Origin of the sequence: Erwinia sp., from assembly GCF_031978025.1 — a bacterium.
Lineage (GTDB): Bacteria > Pseudomonadota > Gammaproteobacteria > Enterobacterales > Enterobacteriaceae > Erwinia.
Genome location: NZ_DALZCD010000014.1, coordinates 1 through 19,509 on the forward strand (window position 1 = coordinate 1; position 19,509 = coordinate 19,509).

The 19,509-nt window shown below is 56.6% G+C and carries 14 protein-coding genes; 11 read left to right on the plus strand and 3 right to left on the minus strand.

Translation table 11 applies throughout. From position 1 onward, the window contains the following. The 4 genes from RTK32_RS02145 to RTK32_RS02160 all read left to right on the plus strand — a co-directional run. Positions 1 to 1,161: enolase C-terminal domain-like protein (locus RTK32_RS02145; protein WP_312041886.1), on the plus strand; the 1,161-nt coding region annotated here is incomplete at its 5' end. Between the two features lie 20 nt (positions 1,162 to 1,181). Then, positions 1,182 to 1,952: a 2-dehydro-3-deoxyglucarate aldolase gene (garL, locus tag RTK32_RS02150; RefSeq protein WP_312041887.1), complete on the plus strand. Its 771-nt coding sequence runs from the start codon at positions 1,182 to 1,184 to the stop codon at positions 1,950 to 1,952. A 21-nt stretch (positions 1,953 to 1,973) separates the two neighbouring features. Further along, the gene (gene garR, locus RTK32_RS02155) at positions 1,974 to 2,855 is read left to right on the plus strand and encodes a 2-hydroxy-3-oxopropionate reductase (protein ID WP_312041888.1); all 882 of its coding nucleotides are present in this window, start codon (positions 1,974 to 1,976) and stop codon (positions 2,853 to 2,855) included. Positions 2,856 to 2,921: 66 nt separating this feature from the next. Then, positions 2,922 to 4,064, plus strand: a complete 1,143-nt coding sequence (locus RTK32_RS02160) for a glycerate kinase (protein WP_312041889.1) — start codon at positions 2,922 to 2,924, stop codon at positions 4,062 to 4,064. A gap of 116 nt (positions 4,065 to 4,180) precedes the next feature. On the opposite strand, the gene barA is transcribed toward RTK32_RS02160, so the two are convergent. Then, entirely contained in the window at positions 4,181 to 6,913 is a 2,733-nt protein-coding gene (gene barA, locus RTK32_RS02165; protein WP_312041890.1) for a two-component sensor histidine kinase BarA, read from the minus strand. An 86-nt stretch (positions 6,914 to 6,999) separates the two neighbouring features. On the opposite strand from barA, the gene rlmD reads away from it, so the two are divergent. The 5 genes from rlmD (at position 7,000) to eno (ending at position 15,041) form a co-directional block, all read left to right on the plus strand. Continuing rightward, complete coding sequence (gene rlmD, locus RTK32_RS02170; RefSeq protein WP_312041891.1) at positions 7,000 to 8,319, plus strand: 23S rRNA (uracil(1939)-C(5))-methyltransferase RlmD; 1,320 nt, start codon at positions 7,000 to 7,002, stop codon at positions 8,317 to 8,319. A 27-nt stretch (positions 8,320 to 8,346) separates the two neighbouring features. After that, complete coding sequence (relA, locus tag RTK32_RS02175) at positions 8,347 to 10,575, plus strand: GTP diphosphokinase (protein ID WP_312041892.1); 2,229 nt, start codon at positions 8,347 to 8,349, stop codon at positions 10,573 to 10,575. A 226-nt stretch (positions 10,576 to 10,801) separates the two neighbouring features. Continuing rightward, positions 10,802 to 11,584, plus strand: a complete 783-nt coding sequence (gene mazG / locus RTK32_RS02180; protein WP_312041893.1) for a nucleoside triphosphate pyrophosphohydrolase — start codon at positions 10,802 to 10,804, stop codon at positions 11,582 to 11,584. Between the two features lie 325 nt (positions 11,585 to 11,909). Next, positions 11,910 to 13,547 (plus strand): glutamine hydrolyzing CTP synthase, encoded by a 1,638-nt coding sequence (gene pyrG / locus RTK32_RS02185; RefSeq protein WP_312041894.1) that lies wholly within the window; start codon positions 11,910 to 11,912, stop codon positions 13,545 to 13,547. 198 nt (positions 13,548 to 13,745) lie between these two features. Beyond that, positions 13,746 to 15,041 carry a phosphopyruvate hydratase gene (gene eno, locus RTK32_RS02190; protein WP_312041895.1) on the plus strand — a complete coding sequence of 432 codons (1,296 nt, stop codon included), beginning with the start codon at positions 13,746 to 13,748 and terminating at the stop codon, positions 15,039 to 15,041. Between the two features lie 92 nt (positions 15,042 to 15,133). On the opposite strand, the gene RTK32_RS02195 is transcribed toward eno, so the two are convergent. Next, complete coding sequence (locus tag RTK32_RS02195) at positions 15,134 to 16,105, minus strand: hypothetical protein (RefSeq protein ID WP_312041896.1); 972 nt, start codon at positions 16,103 to 16,105, stop codon at positions 15,134 to 15,136. 141 nt (positions 16,106 to 16,246) lie between these two features. On the opposite strand from RTK32_RS02195, the gene queE reads away from it, so the two are divergent. Beyond that, on the plus strand, positions 16,247 to 16,918 hold the full coding sequence (gene queE, locus RTK32_RS02200) for a 7-carboxy-7-deazaguanine synthase QueE (RefSeq protein ID WP_312041897.1): 672 nt from the start codon (positions 16,247 to 16,249) through the stop codon (positions 16,916 to 16,918). An 84-nt stretch (positions 16,919 to 17,002) separates the two neighbouring features. Here the strand turns inward: queE and queD are convergent, their stop codons facing one another. Then, complete coding sequence (gene queD / locus RTK32_RS02205) at positions 17,003 to 17,362, minus strand: 6-carboxytetrahydropterin synthase QueD (protein WP_312041898.1); 360 nt, start codon at positions 17,360 to 17,362, stop codon at positions 17,003 to 17,005. Positions 17,363 to 17,667: 305 nt separating this feature from the next. Here queD and cysJ point away from each other — a divergent pair, with 305 nt between their 5' ends. After that, positions 17,668 to 19,473, plus strand: coding sequence for an NADPH-dependent assimilatory sulfite reductase flavoprotein subunit (gene cysJ / locus RTK32_RS02210; protein ID WP_312041899.1), 1,806 nt, complete (start codon positions 17,668 to 17,670; stop codon positions 19,471 to 19,473). Positions 19,474 to 19,509: the final 36 nt, after the last annotated feature.

Here is a 19,509-nt window from a genome sequence, read left to right on the forward strand (position 1 = left end):
CGTCCAGAAGTGCGGGTCGGCCAACGGAATATCGACGGCGTTCAGCATCACGGCGAATATAAAAATCTGTTGAACCACGTGCGCAGCACCTTTGCCGATCGAGACGCCAGCGGGCGCGGCAATCAGACTTTCGATCTTCGCACCACTATCCACGTGGTAACCGGTATCGAAGCGGCGTTGCTGGATCTGCTGGGGCAGCATCTTGGCGTTAACGTCGCCTCGCTACTGGGCGATGGGCAGCAGCGCGACCGCGTTGAAATGCTGGGTTACCTTTTTTACGTCGGCGATCGTCGCAAAACCTCGCTGCCTTATCAGAGCCAGCCGGACGACAGCTGCGACTGGTATCGCCTGCGCCATGAAGAGGCGCTGACGCCGGATACCGTAGTGCGCCTGGCGGAAGCCGCGTATGAAAAATATGGCTTCAACGATTTCAAACTGAAGGGCGGCGTGCTGGCCGGTAGCGAAGAGGCTGAGGCGGTTACCGCCTTGTCGAAGCGTTTTCCCGAGGCGCGCATTACGCTCGATCCCAATGGGGCCTGGTCACTGAACGAGGCAATCGAACTGGGCAAACAGCTGAAGGACGTACTGGCTTATGCAGAAGATCCCTGTGGTGCAGAACAAGGGTACTCCGGCCGCGAAGTGATGGCCGAATTCCGCCGTGCGACGGGAATGCCGACGGCCACCAATATGATCGCTACCGACTGGCGCCAGATGGGACACACCCTCTCGTTACAGTCCGTCGATATCCCGCTGGCGGATCCTCACTTCTGGACCATGCAGGGTTCCGTACGCGTTGCGCAGATGTGTCACGATTTCGGCCTGACCTGGGGCTCGCATTCCAATAACCATTTCGACATTTCGCTGGCCATGTTTACCCATGTCGCGGCGGCGGCGCCTGGCAAAATCACGGCTATCGATACCCACTGGATCTGGCAGGAGGGCAATCAGCACCTGACGCAGCAGCCTTTACAAATCAAGGGTGGCATGGTGCAGGTACCGGACAGGCCGGGGCTGGGCGTGGAGTTGGATATGGATCGCGTCATGCAAGCGCACGAGCTTTATCTGAAACACGGTCTGGGCGCGCGCGACGATGCGCAGGCTATGCAGTTCCTGGTGCCGGACTGGACGTTTGATAATAAACGCCCTTGCCTGGTGCGCTAACCCTCTTTCTGGAGAAACCGATGAGCTATGTAAATACGCCGAACAGCTTTCGTCAGCGCCTGTTGGCGGGCGAAACCCTAATCGGCAGCTGGTGTGCGCTGGCTAACCCGCTGACCACGGAAGTGTTGGGGCTGGCAGGCTTTGACTGGCTGGTGCTGGATGGCGAACACGCCCCCAACGACATCACCACTTTTATTCCACAGCTGATGGCGCTCAAGGGCAGCGTCAGCGCACCCGTGGTACGGCCGCCGACCAACGAGCCGGTCATTATCAAACGCCTGCTTGATATTGGTTTTTCCAACTTCCTGATCCCTTTTGTCGAGACTGAGGAAGAAGCCGTGCGTGCGGTGGCGTCCACTCGCTACCCACCAATGGGCATTCGCGGCGTATCGGTTTCACACCGCAGCAACATGTACGGCACCGTGCCGCAGTACAACTCCATCATCAACGACAATATCACCGTGCTGGTACAAATCGAGACGCAGCAGGGCGTGGATAACATTGACGCTATCGCGGCAGTCGAAGGCGTGGACGGTATTTTTGTCGGGCCAGGCGATTTGTCGGCCGCGCTGGGGTACCTGGGGCAGCCCGCTCATCCGGAAGTGCTGAAGGTCATCAAATACATCTTTGAACGCGCTAAAGCGGCCGGCAAGCCGAGCGGCATTCTGGCACCGGTGGAAGCCGATGCCCGACGCTATCTGGAATGGGGCGCCGGTTTTGTCGCGGTAGGCAGTGATGTAGGCGTTTTCCGTGGCGCCACGCAGGCCCTGTGCGATCGCTTTAAAAAATAACCCACTGTTCAGGAGACAAAGATGAAAATTGGATTTATAGGTCTGGGTATCATGGGTAAGCCCATGAGTAAAAACTTAATTAAGGCTGGTTACTCGCTGGTGGTGCGCGATCGTAACGCAGAAAACGTGGCAGAACTGGTTAAGCACGGTGCGACGTCCGCCGAGTCGGCAAAAGCCATAGCGGAGCAGAGCGACGTAATCATTACCATGCTGCCCAACTCCCCACACGTGAAAGAGGTCCTGCTGGGTGAAGGCGGCGTGATTGAAGGGGCGAAGGCGGGCACTATCATTATCGATATGAGCTCTATTGCCCCGCTGGCGAGCCGTGAAATGCATGATGAGCTGGCAAAAAAAGGCATCGCGCTGCTGGATGCGCCGGTCAGCGGCGGCGAACCTAAAGCCATCGACGGCACGCTGTCCGTTATGGTTGGCGGCGACAAAGAGTTGTTCGACAAGTGCTACGATATTATGAAAGCCATGGCGGGTTCCGTGGTACATACCGGCGACATTGGCGCAGGTAACGTGACCAAACTGGCTAACCAGGTCATTGTTGCGCTGAATATTGCGGCCATGTCGGAAGCGCTGACGCTGGCGACCAAAGCGGGCGTCAATCCGGAACTGGTCTACCAGGCAATACGCGGCGGCCTGGCCGGCAGCACGGTGCTGGACGCCAAAGCACCGATGGTAATGAACCGCAACTTTAAGCCGGGTTTTCGTATCGATCTGCACATTAAAGATCTGGCCAACGCGTTGGATACTTCCCATGACGTAGGGGCGCAGCTGCCGTTAACGGCGGCGGTAATGGAAATGATGCAGGCGCTGAAAGCGGACGGGCTGGGTACGGCCGATCACAGCGCGCTGGCCTGCTATTACGAAAAACTGGCAAAAGTCGACATTAAATAGTCCCGTGGTTCGGCCTGAGGATTCAGGCCGCAATCTGCACTCCTCGCCCCGCGCACGGATTAACGTATGAAAATAGTAATCGCACCGGATTCATATAAAGAAAGCCTGTCGGCTCAGCAGGTCGCTACGCAAATCGAGCTGGGCTTCAGGGAAATTTTTCCTGAGGCCCGGTATGTGAAGCTGCCCGTCGCCGACGGCGGCGAGGGAACGGTAGAGGCAATGGTGGCGGCGACGGGCGGAAAAATCATACGTCTGCGCGTCACCGGCCCATTGGGCGAAGAAGTCGATGCGTTTTACGGCCTTTCCGGTGATGACAGCTGCGCCTACATTGAAATGGCGGCCGCCAGCGGGCTGGAGCTGGTACCTGCGGCCCGTCGCGATCCGTTAATTACCACGTCCTTTGGCACCGGCGAACTGATCCGTAGCGCGCTGGATAAAGGCGTGCAGCACATTATTATCGGTATTGGCGGCAGCGCAACCAATGACGGCGGCGCGGGCATGGTGCAGGCGCTGGGCGCAAGACTGTTGGATAGTCAGGGTCAACAAATTGGCTCAGGCGGCGGCAGGCTTAACGACCTGGCGACGATAGATATCAGTGAATTTGATACGCGTATCAAAAGCTGCCGTTTTGAGGTCGCTTGCGACGTCACCAATCCGCTGCTAGGGGAAGAAGGGGCCTCCGCCGTCTTTGGCCCGCAAAAAGGGGCCACGCCGGCGCTGGTCAGAGAGTTGGATAACGCGCTGGCGCATTATGCGCAGATTATCCGTCGCGATCTGGACATCGACGTGCTGACGATCCCGGGCGGTGGCGCAGCTGGCGGAATGGGCGTGGCGCTGCACGCTTTCTGCGGCGCGGAATTGCGGCGCGGCATTGAAATCGTGACCGAGGCGTTAGGGCTGGACGAGCTGGTGCAGGACGCCACGCTGGTGATTACCGGCGAAGGACGCATCGACAGCCAGACCATTCACGGCAAGGTACCGATCGGCGTGGCGAAAATCGCCAAACGCTATAACAAACCGGTTATCGGCATTGCGGGTAGCCTGACCAAAGATGTGGCAGTCGTGCATCAGCATGGTCTGGATGCAGTGTTCAGCGTTATCTACAGCATCTGTACACTTGACGAGGCGCTGGAAAATGCGGCGGATAATGTGCGCATGACCGCGAGGAATATTGCAGCCTCGCTGGCGATAGGACAGAAACTCTCCTGAACAGGCGGTTTGACCGGCAGAGGCAGGCCTGAGGAGACAGCATCAGCCCCGCCACTGCCACTGCTATCGCCGACTGCTTTGGTGCGGGTCTTATTCATTCCGTGCCCGGCTGCATCCTAATCCGTTGCCCGCGTCAGCTTTTTCCGGGCGAGCCGGGCCACGTTTTGCATCTCGTCCAGCAGTTCAAACAGCTCCGGCTCGATGTCGGCAATCGCCAGGCCATCACGCAGGCTCTGCTCCAGCTGCTGGCATAACTGCTTCATGCGGGGAACGCCGCTGTAGCTGGCGCTGCCGTGCAGTTTATGGATGATATCGCGCAGCGCGTTAACATCGCCTTCCTCCCGATAACTTTCCACCTTTTTTTGCACCTCAGGCAGAAAATCTACCAGCATTTGCAGCAAATCGCGTGCCAGATCCGGCTTGTTGGCAGCCTGACGCAGGGCCAGCTCCCAATCCAGCGAAGCCGCAAGCGCGCGAGGTGCGGCGGGAGAGGGGGTCTCGTGAGGGACGTAACGTAACAGCAGATTTTCCAGCCTGGCTTCATCAATAGGCTTGGCCAGATAATCGTTCATGCCCGCGTTGATCAGCTGTGCTCTTTCCCCATCCAGCGCGTGCGCCGTGACGGCAACAATGGGCGTGGAAGCGTGTGCAGGCAGCTCGCGGATTAGCTCGCTGGCACGAATACCGTCGATGTCCGGCATCTGAATATCCATCAGGATAACGTCCAGCGGCTGCATTTTTGCCTGCCTGAGCGCCATCATAGCGCTGTCGCACAGCACCACCCGTTCCACCTGTTCATCCAGCAGAGCGCCAATCAGCTTCAGGTTCGCCGGATTGTCATCAACGGCCATGACCGTCAGCGGGAGCTTGTGTCGGCCAGGCGAAACGTTTGCCTCGCGGGTATGATGATCGAGCAGCACGGGCAGCAGCCGCGACAGGGAAACGGGTTTCAGCAAACAGGCGCTGATACCCCGATCTTTCAGCTCTTCCGCCCAGGTCTGCATCTGACAGGGCAGCGCCATAATCACATTATCCGCGCGCTCCAACGCGTGCAGCGCCTGCGTGGGCAGCGGGGGGGAAGGATCCCGGCTTACCGGCAAACCCATCAGTAGCGTGTCGTAATGCGTCTGCGGCAACCCGTCCAGCGACGCGCTATAGCTGACGGCCAGCGGCGTGCTGGCCAGCAGCGCCAGCGTAGCCTGAGCAGCGGCCGGATTTGCCTCTATATACGCCAGCGTTTTGCCTGCCAGGCACTGCACGGCGCGCGGATCCTGAGCCGCATTCGGGTTCAGCGCCAGATTGACGTGGAACCAGAAGGTGGAGCCTTGATTCAGGCGACTGTGAAAGGAGATCTCTCCGCCCATTTCGTTAACCAGCTTCTGCGTGATCACCAGGCCCAAACCGGTACCACCGTGACGCCGGGAGATACTGGCATCCGCCTGGCGGAAGGCCTGAAACAGCTGCGACTGCTGCTTTTCAGCAATGCCGATGCCGGTGTCATGGATCTGCACCTCCAGATCGACACGGTTATTGCCCTGAGAGCGTTTCTCAATGCAAATATCGATATTGCCGTGCTCGGTAAACTTGATGGCGTTGCCCAGCAGATTAACGATGATTTGCTGTAGCCGCAGCGGATCGCCAATGGTGTTATCGGGGACGTCAGGCTGAATGCTCAGCGTCAGCTCCAGGCCTTTTTCGTGGGCGGACGGGGCCAGCAACACCACCACTTCATCCAGCGTGGCGCGCAGCGGGAAGGGGATAGTTTCCAGCACCAGCTTGCCCGCTTCCAGCTTGGAAAAGTCCAGCACGTCATTAATGATGCTCAGCAGGTTGTTGGCGGAACGCTCGATGGTATGCAGATAATCACGTTGCGTAAGATTCAGCGGCGTTTTCAGCGTCTGGCGAGTAAAACCAATCACGCCGTTAAGCGGCGTGCGCAACTCGTGGGACATATTTGCCAGGAATTCTGACTTAATTCGTGCCGCCTCCTGGGCACGTTTTTTAGCCAGATCCAGCTCAACGTTCTGGATCTCCATCTGTTCAAGGGTTTCGCGCAGATCGGACGTTGCCTGATCGATATTTTGCTGCATCTCTTCGTGATAGGCGGTCAGCGACATGGCCATCGAATTGATGCCGTTTTTCAGCATATCCAGTTCGCCCAGCATATGCCCCGTCACGCGGCTGTCGAGCTGGCCGCGCCGAATGCGATCGACGGTGTTGACCATATCGCGGATGGGGCCGGTGACGTCACGCATCAGGCGATAGGCGAACAGCATGGCCAGGCAAAGGCAGAACAGCAGCAGCAAGGTAGAGACAAACACCTCTTTATACTGCTGAAGCCGCACTGACTGGAGATCCAGTTCTATGGCGATATAGCCCAGCGGATTGCCGTTGGGCTTGGCATCTTCGGTTGGCGATTCATCCGGGTAATAGCTTTCCGACAGGACAGGCGTGCGCAAAATAACCGATTGCCCCAGCCGCTGATAGCTGAATGTTGTGGAGAACTTCGTGCCTTGCGGCAGGCGCAGCTTATCAACGCTGGCACGATAGTTTGAGGTAACAAACAGCTGATTTTGCGCGTCAAAAACGGTAATGGCGCGCACGATATCGGAATGACGGCGGTGCAGTAGGCTGACCAGCTGACGTACGGGCTCCTTGCTGTGGAAAGTCATGCCGTATTCGCTGGAAACCGCCAGCGGTTCAATAATGTTGACCCCGGCATCCACCAGCTGGCGCTGCAGCTCATTGTAGCGATGCACGATAAAAAAAGTGCTCAGCACCAGCCCAATCATCAGCGTGGGCGCCAGGATCAAGATCATCATTCGTGCCCGCAGGCTGTATTTGGCCATAATTATCCTGTGGTACCGCCGCCAGTCGAATTAATGCTGGCGCTGGTGTAGGCTACGCGGGTTTAACCACTGTCGAGACAAAAGTAATGGCGCAATTCTACTCTGCAAAACGGCGCGTGACGACCCGCCAGATCATGACCGTGACGGTTACTGACCTTGATGGTTCCGGCCAGGGCGTGGCTCATCATCAGGGGAAAACGCTGTTTGTCAGCGGCGCGCTGCCCGGTGAGCAGGCGGAAGTGGAAATCGTGGAGGAGAAGCGCAGCTGGGCGCGAGCCAAAACAAAGCGCCTTCTTTCATCCAGCCCCGAACGGGTTGTGCCAGTTTGTCCTTACTTTGGCCGCTGCGGTGGCTGTCAGCAGCAGCACGCTTCGCCCGAGCTGCAGCAGCGCAGCAAAGCTAAAGCGCTTTCACGCCTGCTGAGCCAGCAAACCGGCGAGCCGGTAGCGGTAGCGGTAGACATTATTGCCGGCAGCGCTTACGGCTACCGCCGTCGTGCTCGTTTGGGCCTGAACTATCACGCACGCAGCCAGACGCTGCAAATGGGCTTTCGCCAGGCCGGTTCCAGTGACCTGGTGGCCATTACGCACTGCCCCGTTTTGATGCCCGAACTTGATGCACTGCTGCAACCGCTGCACCAGGTATTAAGCAGCCTGCAGGCCGTCAGGCGGCTGGGCCATATCGAACTGGTACTGGCGGACAATGGCCCGCTGCTGGTGCTGCGCCATCTTGATCCGCTCAGCGAGGCGGACAGACAGAAACTGGAACAGTTTTCGCATAGCCAGCAGGTCGCCCTGTTTCTGGCGCCCGACAGCGAAACGCTGGAGCAGGTTGTCGGCGCGATGCCGTTCTATCAGCTTGATGGCCTGACGTTGACGTTCAGCCCGCGTGACTTTATTCAGGTCAATGGCGAGCTGAATAAGCAGATGGTGGCCCGGGCGATGGCGTGGCTCGATTTGCAGCCTACGGACCGCCTGCTGGATCTGTTCTGCGGCATGGGAAACTTTACGCTTCCTTCAGGAAAACGCGTGGAAAATGTCACCGGTGTGGAAGGCGTTGCAGCATTAGTGGCAAAGGGTACGTATAATGCGGCGCTGAACAATCTGAATAACATTGCATTTTATCAGCATAATCTGGAAGAAGAAGTGACGGGGCAGCCGTGGGCAGCGGCAGGTTTTAATAAGGTGCTGCTGGATCCGGCCCGCGCTGGCGCGGCAGAGGTGATACCTCACATTATTAAACTTGCCCCGGAAAGCGTGGTCTATGTTTCCTGTAATCCGACTACACTTGCCCGGGACAGCCAGATTTTCCTGGCTGCCGGCTATCGCCCGGAAAGGATTACCCTGCTTGATATGTTTCCGCATACCGGGCACGTCGAATCTATGGTGTTATTCAGCCGAATATAGCTTCCTGGAAGGAGGTCTGGAGAGGATATGGTTGCGGTAAGAAGTGCACATTTGAATACGGCCGGTGAGTTTGCGCTCGACCAGTGGATCACCAGTTTGGGGATTGCAAATCCCCTGTCATGTGAACGACTAGCCGAGACCTGGCGCTATTGCGAAGAGACCACCCGCCATCATCCTGATGCAGCGCTGCTGCTCTGGCGTGGCGTTGAAATGGTGGAGATCCTCTCCATGCTCAGCATGGACAGCGAAAGCCTGCGTGCCGCGCTGCTCTTTCCTCTGGCGGACGCTGGCGTGGTGTCGGAAGCGGTGCTGGAAGAAAAGTACGGTAAAGCTATCATCTCGCTGGTGCACGGCGTGCGGGACATGGATGCCATTCGCCAGCTGAAAGCGACCCATAACGACTCCATGGCCTCGGAGCAGGTCGATAACGTCAGGCGAATGCTGCTGGCGATGGTGGAAGATTTCCGCTGCGTGGTGATCAAGCTGGCCGAGCGTATTGCCCATCTGCGTGAGGTGAAGGACGCGCCGGAAGACGAACGCGTGCTGGCCGCCAAAGAATGTACCAATATCTACGCGCCGCTGGCTAACCGTTTAGGGATAGGGCAGCTGAAGTGGGAGCTGGAAGATTTCTGCTTCCGCTATCTGCATCCTGATGAATACAAGCGCATCGCCAAACTGCTGCACGAGCGCCGTATAGACCGTGAACAATATATCGAGACTTTTGTGCAGTCGCTGCGTGATGAAATTGTCAGGCAGGGCGTGAAAGCGGAAGTCTACGGCCGCCCGAAACATATCTACAGCATCTGGCGCAAGATGCAGAAAAAGTCGCTGGCGTTCGACGAGCTTTTTGACGTGCGCGCGGTGCGTATCGTCGCCGAACGGTTGCAGGACTGCTACGGCGCATTGGGAATAGTGCATACGCTCTATCGCCACTTGCCGAGCGAATTTGACGACTACGTTGCCAATCCCAAGCCGAACGGCTATCAGTCAATTCATACCGTGGTGCTGGGGCCGAAGGGCAAAACCGTGGAAATCCAGATCCGTACGCGGCAGATGCACGAAGATGCCGAGCTGGGCGTGGCCGCGCACTGGAAATACAAAGAGGGCGGCACGACCGGCAGCGCACGCGGCGCGTCGGGACACGAAGAGCGTATTGCCTGGCTGCGTAAACTGATTGCCTGGCAGGAAGAGATGGCGGACTCGGGCGAAATGCTGGACGAGGTGCGCAGTCAGGTTTTCGACGATCGCGTTTATGTGTTTACGCCCAAAGGGGATGTCGTGGATCTGCCCGCCGGCTCCACGCCGCTGGATTTCGCCTACCATATCCACAGCGATATCGGACACCGCTGCATCGGCGCGAAAATCGGCGGCCGTATCGTACCCTTTACCTATCAGCTGCAGATGGGCGATCAAATCGACATCATCACTCAAAAGCAGCCCAATCCGAGCCGCGACTGGCTCAATCCTAACCTGGGCTACGTCACCACCAGCCGTGGACGCTCAAAAATACACGCCTGGTTCCGCAAGCAGGATCGCGACAAAAATATCATCGCAGGCAAACAGCTCCTTGATAACGAGCTGGACCACCTGGATATCAGCCTGAAGGAAGCAGAGAAGCTGCTGCTGCCGCGCTATAACGTCAATTCGCTGGATGAGCTGCTGGCTGCCATCGGCGGCGGCGATATCCGTCTGAACCAGATGAGCAACTTCCTGCAATCGAAGCTGAACAAACCGAGTGCGGAAGAAGAAGATCGCGAGGCGCTGCGCCAGCTGACGCAGAAATCTTCCGTGCCGCGCAGCAAAGAAAGTGGACGCGTGGTAGTGGAAGGCGTTGGCAACCTGATGCACCATATTGCACGCTGTTGCCAGCCGATCCCGGGCGATGATATTACAGGTTTTATCACTCAGGGACGCGGCATCTCTATCCATCGTGCCGACTGCGATCAGCTGACCGAGCTGATGTCGCACGCGCCGGAAAGGATTGTCGACGCGGTATGGGGCGAAAGCTATTCCAGCGGTTATTCGCTGGTGGTGCGCGTTACCGCCAACGATCGTAGCGGCCTGCTGCGCGATATCACCACCATCCTCGCCAATGAGAAGGTCAACGTGCTGGGTGTGTCCAGCCGGAGCGAAACCAAAAAGCAGCTGGCGACTATCGATATGGAAATCGAAATTTATAATCAGCAGGTGTTAGGCCGCGTACTGGCCAGGCTAAATCAGGTGCCGGATATCATTGACGCCAGAAGGCTGCACTGATCGGAGGCTGCTTTTCTCGCCCAGGCCGCGTTCGTTCCTGAAGGGATGGGCGCGGCAAGGGCCAAACGGTTTGCGCCGCGCCGTTCGTGGATGCGCGGTAAGGGCCGAACGGTTTGCGCCGTGCCGCTCGTTGAGGCGCGTGGCCACATCCCCCTTTCTTCACATGAATTTTGCCGCACCATGCCGTATAGTCATTTCTTATTTTCTTCTTAAAATGGACGTATTTATGAACGCTATCGATCGCCTGCTGGGCATCATGGAAACCCTGCGCGATCCGCAAAAAGGGTGTCCATGGGATCGCGAACAAACCTTTGCCAGCATCGCGCCTTATACCCTTGAAGAAACCTATGAAGTGCTGGATGCCATCAGCCGGGAAGATTTTGACGATCTGCAGGGCGAGCTGGGCGATCTGCTGTTTCAGGTGGTATTTTACGCGCAGATGGCACAGGAAGAGGGACGCTTCGACTTTAATGCTATCTGTCAGACCATCAGCGACAAGCTGGAGCGTCGCCATCCGCATATTTTTGGCGACGTGCAGGTCAGCGACAGTAAAGAAGTGCTGGCAAACTGGGAAGCGATTAAAACGCAGGAGCGTGCCGGTAAAGCGCAGCATTCTGCGCTGGACGATATTCCTCGCGCGCTGCCCGCGCTGATGCGCGCGCACAAAATCCAGAAGCGTTGCAGCAACGTCGGCTTTGACTGGCACACGCTTGGCCCGGTACTGGATAAGGTTTACGAAGAGATTGACGAAGTGATGCACGAAGCCAAACAGGCCGTTATCGACCAGCAGAAGCTGGAAGAGGAGATTGGCGATCTGCTGTTTGCAACGGTCAATCTTTCGCGTCATTTAGGCAGTAAAGCGGAAACGGCACTGCAAAAAGCCAACGATAAATTCGAGCGCCGCTTCCGTCAGGTTGAAGAGATTATCGCCGGGCAGGGAAGGGCAATGCAGGACGCCACGCTTGAACAAATGGAAGCCGCATGGCAGCAGGTTAAGGCAAAGGAATAACAGGTTGTGGGAAGACAAACGGGTTTTTTGCTGGCCGATAGCCCGTTTTTGCTGACGTGCCGGCGCGCTTCTTTTTTTTCCCGGTTCTGTCTGGTTGCGGCAAAGCAGGTTATTCCGCCGCACAGAATAAGTCGCTGACACGATTCAACAAAAGTGTGATCCGAATCAACTTCAGCGTGGCGCGAATCGGGTACTCTCGTGACGGTCAATACGATGGCAGGCAGATAACCGGAAACGATTAATTGTGGCGTGCAGGGGAATCCCGTATACTGTTTTCCCGTCCTGGTTATTCCATCGTCTTTAAACCTACTTTCTCAGGTTCAGCATGACAACGAACTATATTTTTGTGACCGGCGGGGTCGTATCCTCTCTGGGTAAAGGCATTGCCGCAGCCTCCCTGGCCGCCATTCTTGAAGCACGTGGTCTTAATGTGACCATCATGAAGCTGGACCCGTATATCAACGTGGATCCGGGTACCATGAGCCCTACTCAGCACGGCGAAGTTTTCGTCACCGATGACGGTGCGGAAACCGATCTCGATCTGGGCCACTATGAGCGCTTCATTCGCACCAAAATGAGCCGCCGCAACAATTTCACCACCGGCCGTATCTACTCGGAAGTGCTGCGCAAAGAGCGTCGCGGCGACTATCTGGGGGCGACCATTCAGGTGATCCCGCACATTACCAACGCGATTAAAGAACGCATCATCGAAGGCGGCGAAGGCCACGACGTGGTGCTGGTCGAGATCGGCGGTACTGTCGGCGATATCGAATCTTTGCCGTTCCTGGAAGCGATTCGCCAGATGGCGGTCGACGTTGGCCGCGAGCACACCATGTACATGCACCTGACGCTGGTGCCTTATATGGCGGCGGCGGGTGAAGTCAAAACCAAGCCAACGCAGCACTCTGTTAAAGAGCTGCTCTCTATCGGCATCCAGCCGGACGTGCTGATCTGCCGTTCAGACCGCGCGGTCCCCGCCAACGAGCGGGCGAAAATCGCCCTGTTCTGTAACGTGCCGGAAAAAGCGGTTATCTCGCTGAAAGATGTTGATTCTATCTATAAAATTCCAGGTATGCTGAAATCGCAGGGCCTGGATGACTATATCTGCAAGCGCTTTAACCTGAACGCGCCGGAAGCCAACCTGGCCGAGTGGGAACAGGTTATCTACGAAGAAGCCAATCCAGGCGGCGAAGTAACTATCGGCATGGTCGGCAAATACGTTGAGCTGCCGGACGCCTACAAGTCGGTGATTGAAGCCCTGAAGCACGGCGGCCTGAAAAACCGCGTAACGGTCAACATCAAGCTGATCGATTCGCAGGATGTGGAAAGCCGTGGCGTAGAAATTCTGAAAGATTTGGATGCTATCCTTATCCCTGGCGGCTTCGGCTATCGCGGTGTGGAAGGCAAGCTGATGACTGCTCGCTACGCGCGCGAAAACAACATTCCTTACCTGGGCATTTGTCTGGGGATGCAGGTTGCGCTGATGGAGTTCGCCCGTAACGTCGCCGGCATGGCCGATGCGAACTCAACGGAATTTGTGCCAGACTGTAAATACCCGGTCGTGGCGCTGATTACCGAATGGCGTGACGAAGAAGGCAATGTTGAAGTGCGCACTGAAAAGAGCGATCTGGGCGGCACCATGCGCCTGGGCAGCCAGCAGTGTCAGCTGACGCCAGACAGCCTGGTACGCCAGCTGTACGGTAGCGAAACCATTGTTGAGCGCCATCGCCACCGTTACGAAGTCAACAACATGCTGTTAAAGCAGATTGAAGCTGCCGGATTACGCGTTGCCGGTCGTTCCGGTGACGATCAGCTGGTCGAGATTATTGAGATCCCGAACCACCCATGGTTTGTTGCGTGTCAGTTCCATCCGGAATTCACCTCAACGCCTCGGGACGGTCATCCTCTCTTCGCCGGCTTCGTTAAAGCCGCCAGCGAGCACCAGAAGCGTTTGGCGAAATAAGCAGTTTTCATGGCAGCGCGCGAAGGTATCCTTGCCGGATATTGCGTTGAAGCAGGGCAGCCTCCAGTCACGCCCACCGCTTTCAGAAAGCGGCGGGGGTGAGAGAGGCAGCCAACACCGCTTCAGCCCAAAAGAGATGAACTATTTTCGCGCGTTGTTTGTCTGAGTTTTAAGTTAACTTGTACTGAGGAAAAACTAATGTCCAAAATCGTTAAAGTCATCGGTCGCGAAATCATCGACTCTCGTGGCAACCCGACCGTTGAAGCAGAAGTGCATCTGGAAGGCGGTTTTGTCGGTATGGCGGCCGCACCATCAGGCGCTTCTACCGGTTCCCGTGAAGCGCTGGAACTGCGTGACGGTGACAAATCTCGTTTCCTGGGTAAAGGCGTGACCAAAGCTGTTGCGGCCGTTAACGGCCCAATCGCTGACGCGGTAACCGGCAAAGATGCCAAAGACCAGGCAAACATCGACAAGATCATGATCGATCTTGACGGCACCGAAAACAAATCCAAATTTGGCGCTAACGCCATTCTGGCCGTTTCTCTGGCTGCTGCTAAGGCTGCCGCTGCCGCTAAAGGCATGCCGCTGTATGAGCACATCGCTGAGCTGAACGGCACCCCAGGCAAATTCTCTATGCCGCTGCCAATGATGAACATCATCAACGGCGGTGAGCACGCTGACAACAACGTCGACATCCAGGAATTCATGATCCAGCCGGTAGGCGCGAAAACGCTGAAAGAAGCGATTCGTATGGGTTCTGAAGTGTTCCACACCCTGGCAAAAGTGCTGAAGTCTAAAGGCATGGGCACCGCGGTGGGTGACGAAGGTGGCTACGCGCCAAACCTGGGTTCTAACGCCGAAGCGCTGGCCGTTATCGCTGAAGCGGTAAAAGCAGCAGGCTACGAACTGGGCAAAGACATCACCCTGGCGATGGACTGTGCGGCATCTGAATTCTACAAAGACGGCAAATATGTGCTGGCTGGCGAAGGCAACAAAGCCTTCACTTCCGAAGAGTTCACCCACTTCCTGGAAGACCTGACCAAACAGTACCCAATCGTCTCTATCGAAGATGGCCTGGACGAGTCTGACTGGGATGGCTTTGCTTACCAGACCAAAGTGCTGGGCGACAAAATCCAGCTGGTGGGCGACGACCTGTTCGTGACCAACACCAAAATCCTGAAAGAAGGTATCGATAAAGGTATCGCTAACTCCATTCTGATCAAATTCAACCAGATCGGTTCTCTGACCGAAACCCTGGCTGCAATCAAAATGGCAAAAGATGCAGGCTATACCGCGGTAATTTCTCACCGTTCAGGCGAAACCGAAGACGCAACCATTGCCGACCTGGCAGTAGGTACCGCAGCGGGCCAGATCAAAACCGGTTCTATGAGCCGTTCTGACCGTGTTGCCAAGTACAACCAGCTGATCCGTATCGAAGAATCTCTGGGCAGCCGTGCGCCGTTCAATGGTCTGAAAGAAGTTAAAGGTCAGTAATCTGACGTTTTCCCGGCCCCTGAGGTCGGGAAGATCGAAAAGGCCCCGTCTCCGGACGGGGCTTTTTTATTGAGCCTTTCCCGCTAACGCCCTTAGCCTTTCAGCTCTACCTTCAGGTTTTTTGTACTGCTGCCCAACGTGCTCGCATCGTCGGAAGGAATAACATATCCCTTATCGGCGGCAACGTGCTGTCGGTAGTAATCCACTACTGCCGCGTTCTGCTGATTTGCCGTCGTGGATTTTTTCAGGCCGTAAACGTTGCCGTTTTCGTCTTTCGCTTTGATGCTGTCGGGCGCGTTTGAAACTAAATCATCCAGCGTGCCTGAAACCCTGCCACCGCCCTTTGCCGGGCCGATAGTCATCGCCGCGTTATTGCCTTCGATATAGCTGACATCGTAATAGGTCTGCCCGCTGCTGCCGTCAAATTTCACCTCGCCCAGCGTCGCGTTGGCGCCGTCGCCTGCCGTGCTGCGGAAATTGCCCGACCAGTTGGCATCAAAGTTCTGGGTTTTGGTTTCGCCCGGCTGCAGGGTGAGATCGCCAGGCTTCGCGCTGCCGTCGGCGTTGGGCGTGAAGGTAAGGGTCAGGGGTTTGTCGCCTTTATTTTCAAACGTCAGGCTGTTTTTGGCCGGATCGAGCCCGGTAGTGCTGCTGACCGCCTGGCTGCTGTTGGCTGGAGAGGCAGCCGTCACGCTGGTTTCCGTGGCTGTCGGCTGAGCTGTCGCAGGGGAGGGCGTGCCGGTGGCAGCTGCCGGCATTTGGGTAACGGGCGAGGAGTGGGCTTTATTCACCTGCTGCGCCAGCGCATCAATAGCGGACAGGGCCGTCTGTAGCAGCCTGCCAATCTGCTGCATAAACTGGTTAAAAGAAGCGTTGCCGGACCCACTGGCGCTGTCCTGCACATTTTTACTCAGCTCCGGAAAATGGCTGGTAGCGGGAGAGCCAAAGCTGATGCCGGGCGAATTTTTCTGGCTGCCCTGCGCCTCCGGCTGCGGACGGGGCATGTTCAATGCCTCTTCACCGATATTCAGCAGGACGCGATTCAGTAAGCTGCCGACCGACATGTTCATAGCCTGACCTCAGAAAGGAGTGATGAGGTTAGGTGGGGAAAAAGGTTGCCGGGTTCCCCCGCACAATGTGATTTGGTTAAAAAGCCGCTATCTGTCATACTCTGCGCCCTTATTTTTACAGCCAGCGAGAGCGTAATGCAGTACCCGATTAATGAAATGTTCCAGACGTTGCAGGGCGAAGGGTTTTATACCGGCGTTCCGGCAATTTTTATCCGCCTGCAGGGATGCCCGGTGGGCTGCAGCTGGTGTGATACCAAACACACCTGGGATAAGCTGGCCGATCGGGAAACCTCGCTGGGCGATATCTTGCTGAAGACGGTGGAAACCGATGCCTGGGGCGCGGCAGATGCAGAGGCTTTACTGGCGGTGATTACCCGTCACGGCTGGACGGCGCGGCACGTGGTAATTACCGGTGGTGAACCCTGCATTCATGACCTGACGCCCCTGACGCAGGCGCTGGAACAGCAGGGCTTCAGTTGCCAGATCGAAACCAGCGGCACCCATCCGGTCCAGTGCAGCGAAAAAACCTGGGTGACCGTTTCGCCTAAGGTCAATATGCGCGGCGGCTACGATGTGCTGAGCCAGGCGCTGGTTCGCGCTGATGAAGTAAAGCATCCGGTGGCCCGTCAGCGCGATGTCGATGCGCTGGATGCCCTGCTGGCGACGCTGAACGACAGCAAGCCGCGCATTATCGCCCTGCAACCTATCAGCCAGAAGGACGATGCTACCCGACTCTGCATTGAAACCTGCATCGCCCGCAACTGGCGTTTATCGATGCAGACGCACAAGTATCTGAATATCGCCTGATAAAAAAGGCGGCTCTGCGGCCGCCTTCTACTTAATCCCTGTCAATGTTTTCCATCGGCTCTGGCGACGTCCGTCGCCAGAGCATCAGCCTTTGTAGACGCAACCTGCCGTGCAGGTCTCTTTGATCATCACGGCGCTGAGCAGAGGCAGCGTCGGCTTCATCCGATCCCAGATCCATTTTGCCAGCACTTCGCTGGTCGGGTTTTCCAGTCCCGGGATATCGTTCAGATAATAGTGATCCAGCCGGTCATAAAGTGGCCTGAAAGCCGCCTTCAGTTCGGCAAAATCCATGATCCAGCCGGTATGCGCGTCCACTTCGCCGGTGATTTCGAGCCGCACCAGGAAGGAGTGCCCGTGCAGGCGGCCGCATTTATGGCCTTCCGGCACGTTGGGCAGGTGGTGAGCCGCCTCGAATTGGAAATCTTTAAACAGCGTGGTAGCCATATGACAGTCTCAGTTATTTCTCAAAAAAACGGGCGAATTCTACCTGAAAAAGCCTTTTTTCGCACCCGTTTCCCGGCTCATGCGCACTTCCTGGCCCATAGTCACGCACCATTCTGCTTAACATCATAAAAAACAACGCATTAATTAACCCGTTTTACCACTATGCCTTACTTGTAAAACCGTTTAGTCATTTTGGTTATTTTATATTACCAACCCTTCTTTAAGGCTTAGAATGCCAGTGGTTACCCTAAGGGTATCTTGCTGTCTTTACGGCTTTTGCCACCGATACTGGAACTTTCAACGCAATGACGACTCAGGCACCTCCTGCTTCTCTGCTTCCGCTTAATCCGGAACAGCTTTCCCGCCTTCAGGCGGCAACGGGCGATTTTTCCACCACGCAGCTGGCATGGCTCTCCGGTTATTTCTGGGGCATGGTCAATCAGGCGCCAGGCGCGGTTGTTGCCAGCGCGCCCGCGCCGGTTGACGTGCCGACCATCACCTTGCTTTCGGCCTCTCAGACCGGCAATGCTCGTCGGGTTGCCGAACAGCTACGGGACGATCTGCTGGCGGCCAAGCTGAACGTGAACCTGGTGAATGCGGGGGATTACAAGTTCAAGCAGATCGCGCAGGAGAAGTTGCTGGTCGTCATCACGTCCACCCAGGGTGAAGGCGAACCGCCGGAAGAAGCCGTGGCGCTGCATAAGTTTTTGATGTCGAAGAAAGCGCCAAAGCTGGATAATACCGCCTTCGCGGTCTTTGGGCTGGGCGACACCTCTTATGAATTCTTTAGTCAGGCCGGGAAAGATTTCGATAACAAGCTGGGGGAACTGGGCGGTGAACGCCTGTTGGACCGCGTGGATGCCGATGTCGAATACGCGGCAGAAGCAGAACAGTGGCGCCAGAAGGTCGTTGAAGTCCTGAAAAAGCGTGTGCCGACCGAAACCCCGGCCGCAGCGGCGGCCACGGCTACCGGCACGGTCAACGAAGTATTCAGCAGCCCTTATACTAAAGAAGAGCCGCTGACCGCCAGCCTGGCCATTAACCAGAAAATTACCGGCCGCCACTCGGATAAAGATGTACGCCATATCGAAATCGATCTGGGCGATTCCGGGCTGCGCTATCAGCCCGGTGACGCGCTGGGCGTCTGGTATGAAAACGATCCTGCTCTGGTACAGGAGCTGGTCGAGCTGGTTTGGTTGAAAGGCGATGAGCCGGTGGACGTTAACGGCGCGACGATGCCGCTCAGCGAAGCGCTGCAGAAACATTTCGAGTTGACGGTAAATACCACGCAGATCGTTGAGCAGTACGGCAAGCTGAGTCGTGACGAAAATCTGCTGGCTCTTGTGGGCGATAAAAGTCGTCTGCAGCACTACGCACAAACCACGCCGATTGTAGATATGGTTCGTCAGGCGCCAACAGAACTCCACGCTGAGCAGCTGACGGCGCTGCTGCGTCCGCTGACACCGCGCCTTTATTCGATTGCCTCTTCGCAGGCGGAAAGTGAAAGCGAAGTGCATATTACCGTCGGCGCAGTGCGTTATGACATCGACGGCCGTGCACGAGCGGGCGGCGCTTCCAGCTTCCTGGCCGATCGGCTGGAAGAGGACGGCGAAGTGCGCGTCTTTATCGAACATAATGATAACTTCCGCCTCCCGGCCAATCCGGAAACGCCGGTCATTATGATTGGCCCCGGCACCGGCATCGCGCCGTTCCGCGCCTTTATGCAGCAGCGCGATAATGAGGGTGCGGCAGGCAAAAACTGGCTCTTTTTCGGTAATCCGCACTTTACCGAAGATTTTCTCTACCAGGTTGAATGGCAGCGCTACGTTAAAGACGGCCTGCTGACCAATATCGATCTGGCCTGGTCGCGCGATCAGCAGCAGAAAGTCTACGTGCAGGACAAAATTCGCGCCAAAGGGGCGGAAGTCTGGCGCTGGATCCAGGAAGGCGCGCACATCTATGTATGCGGCGATGCCAACCGTATGGCGAAGGACGTAGAGCAGGCTCTGCTGGAAGTGGTGGCGGAACAGGGCGGAATGGATACGGAAAGCGCCGACGAATTCTTAAGCGAGCTGCGTATCGAGCGTCGCTATCAGCGTGACGTGTACTAGACGAGCGCATTTCTGCAAGCGTAAGCCTGCGGTATT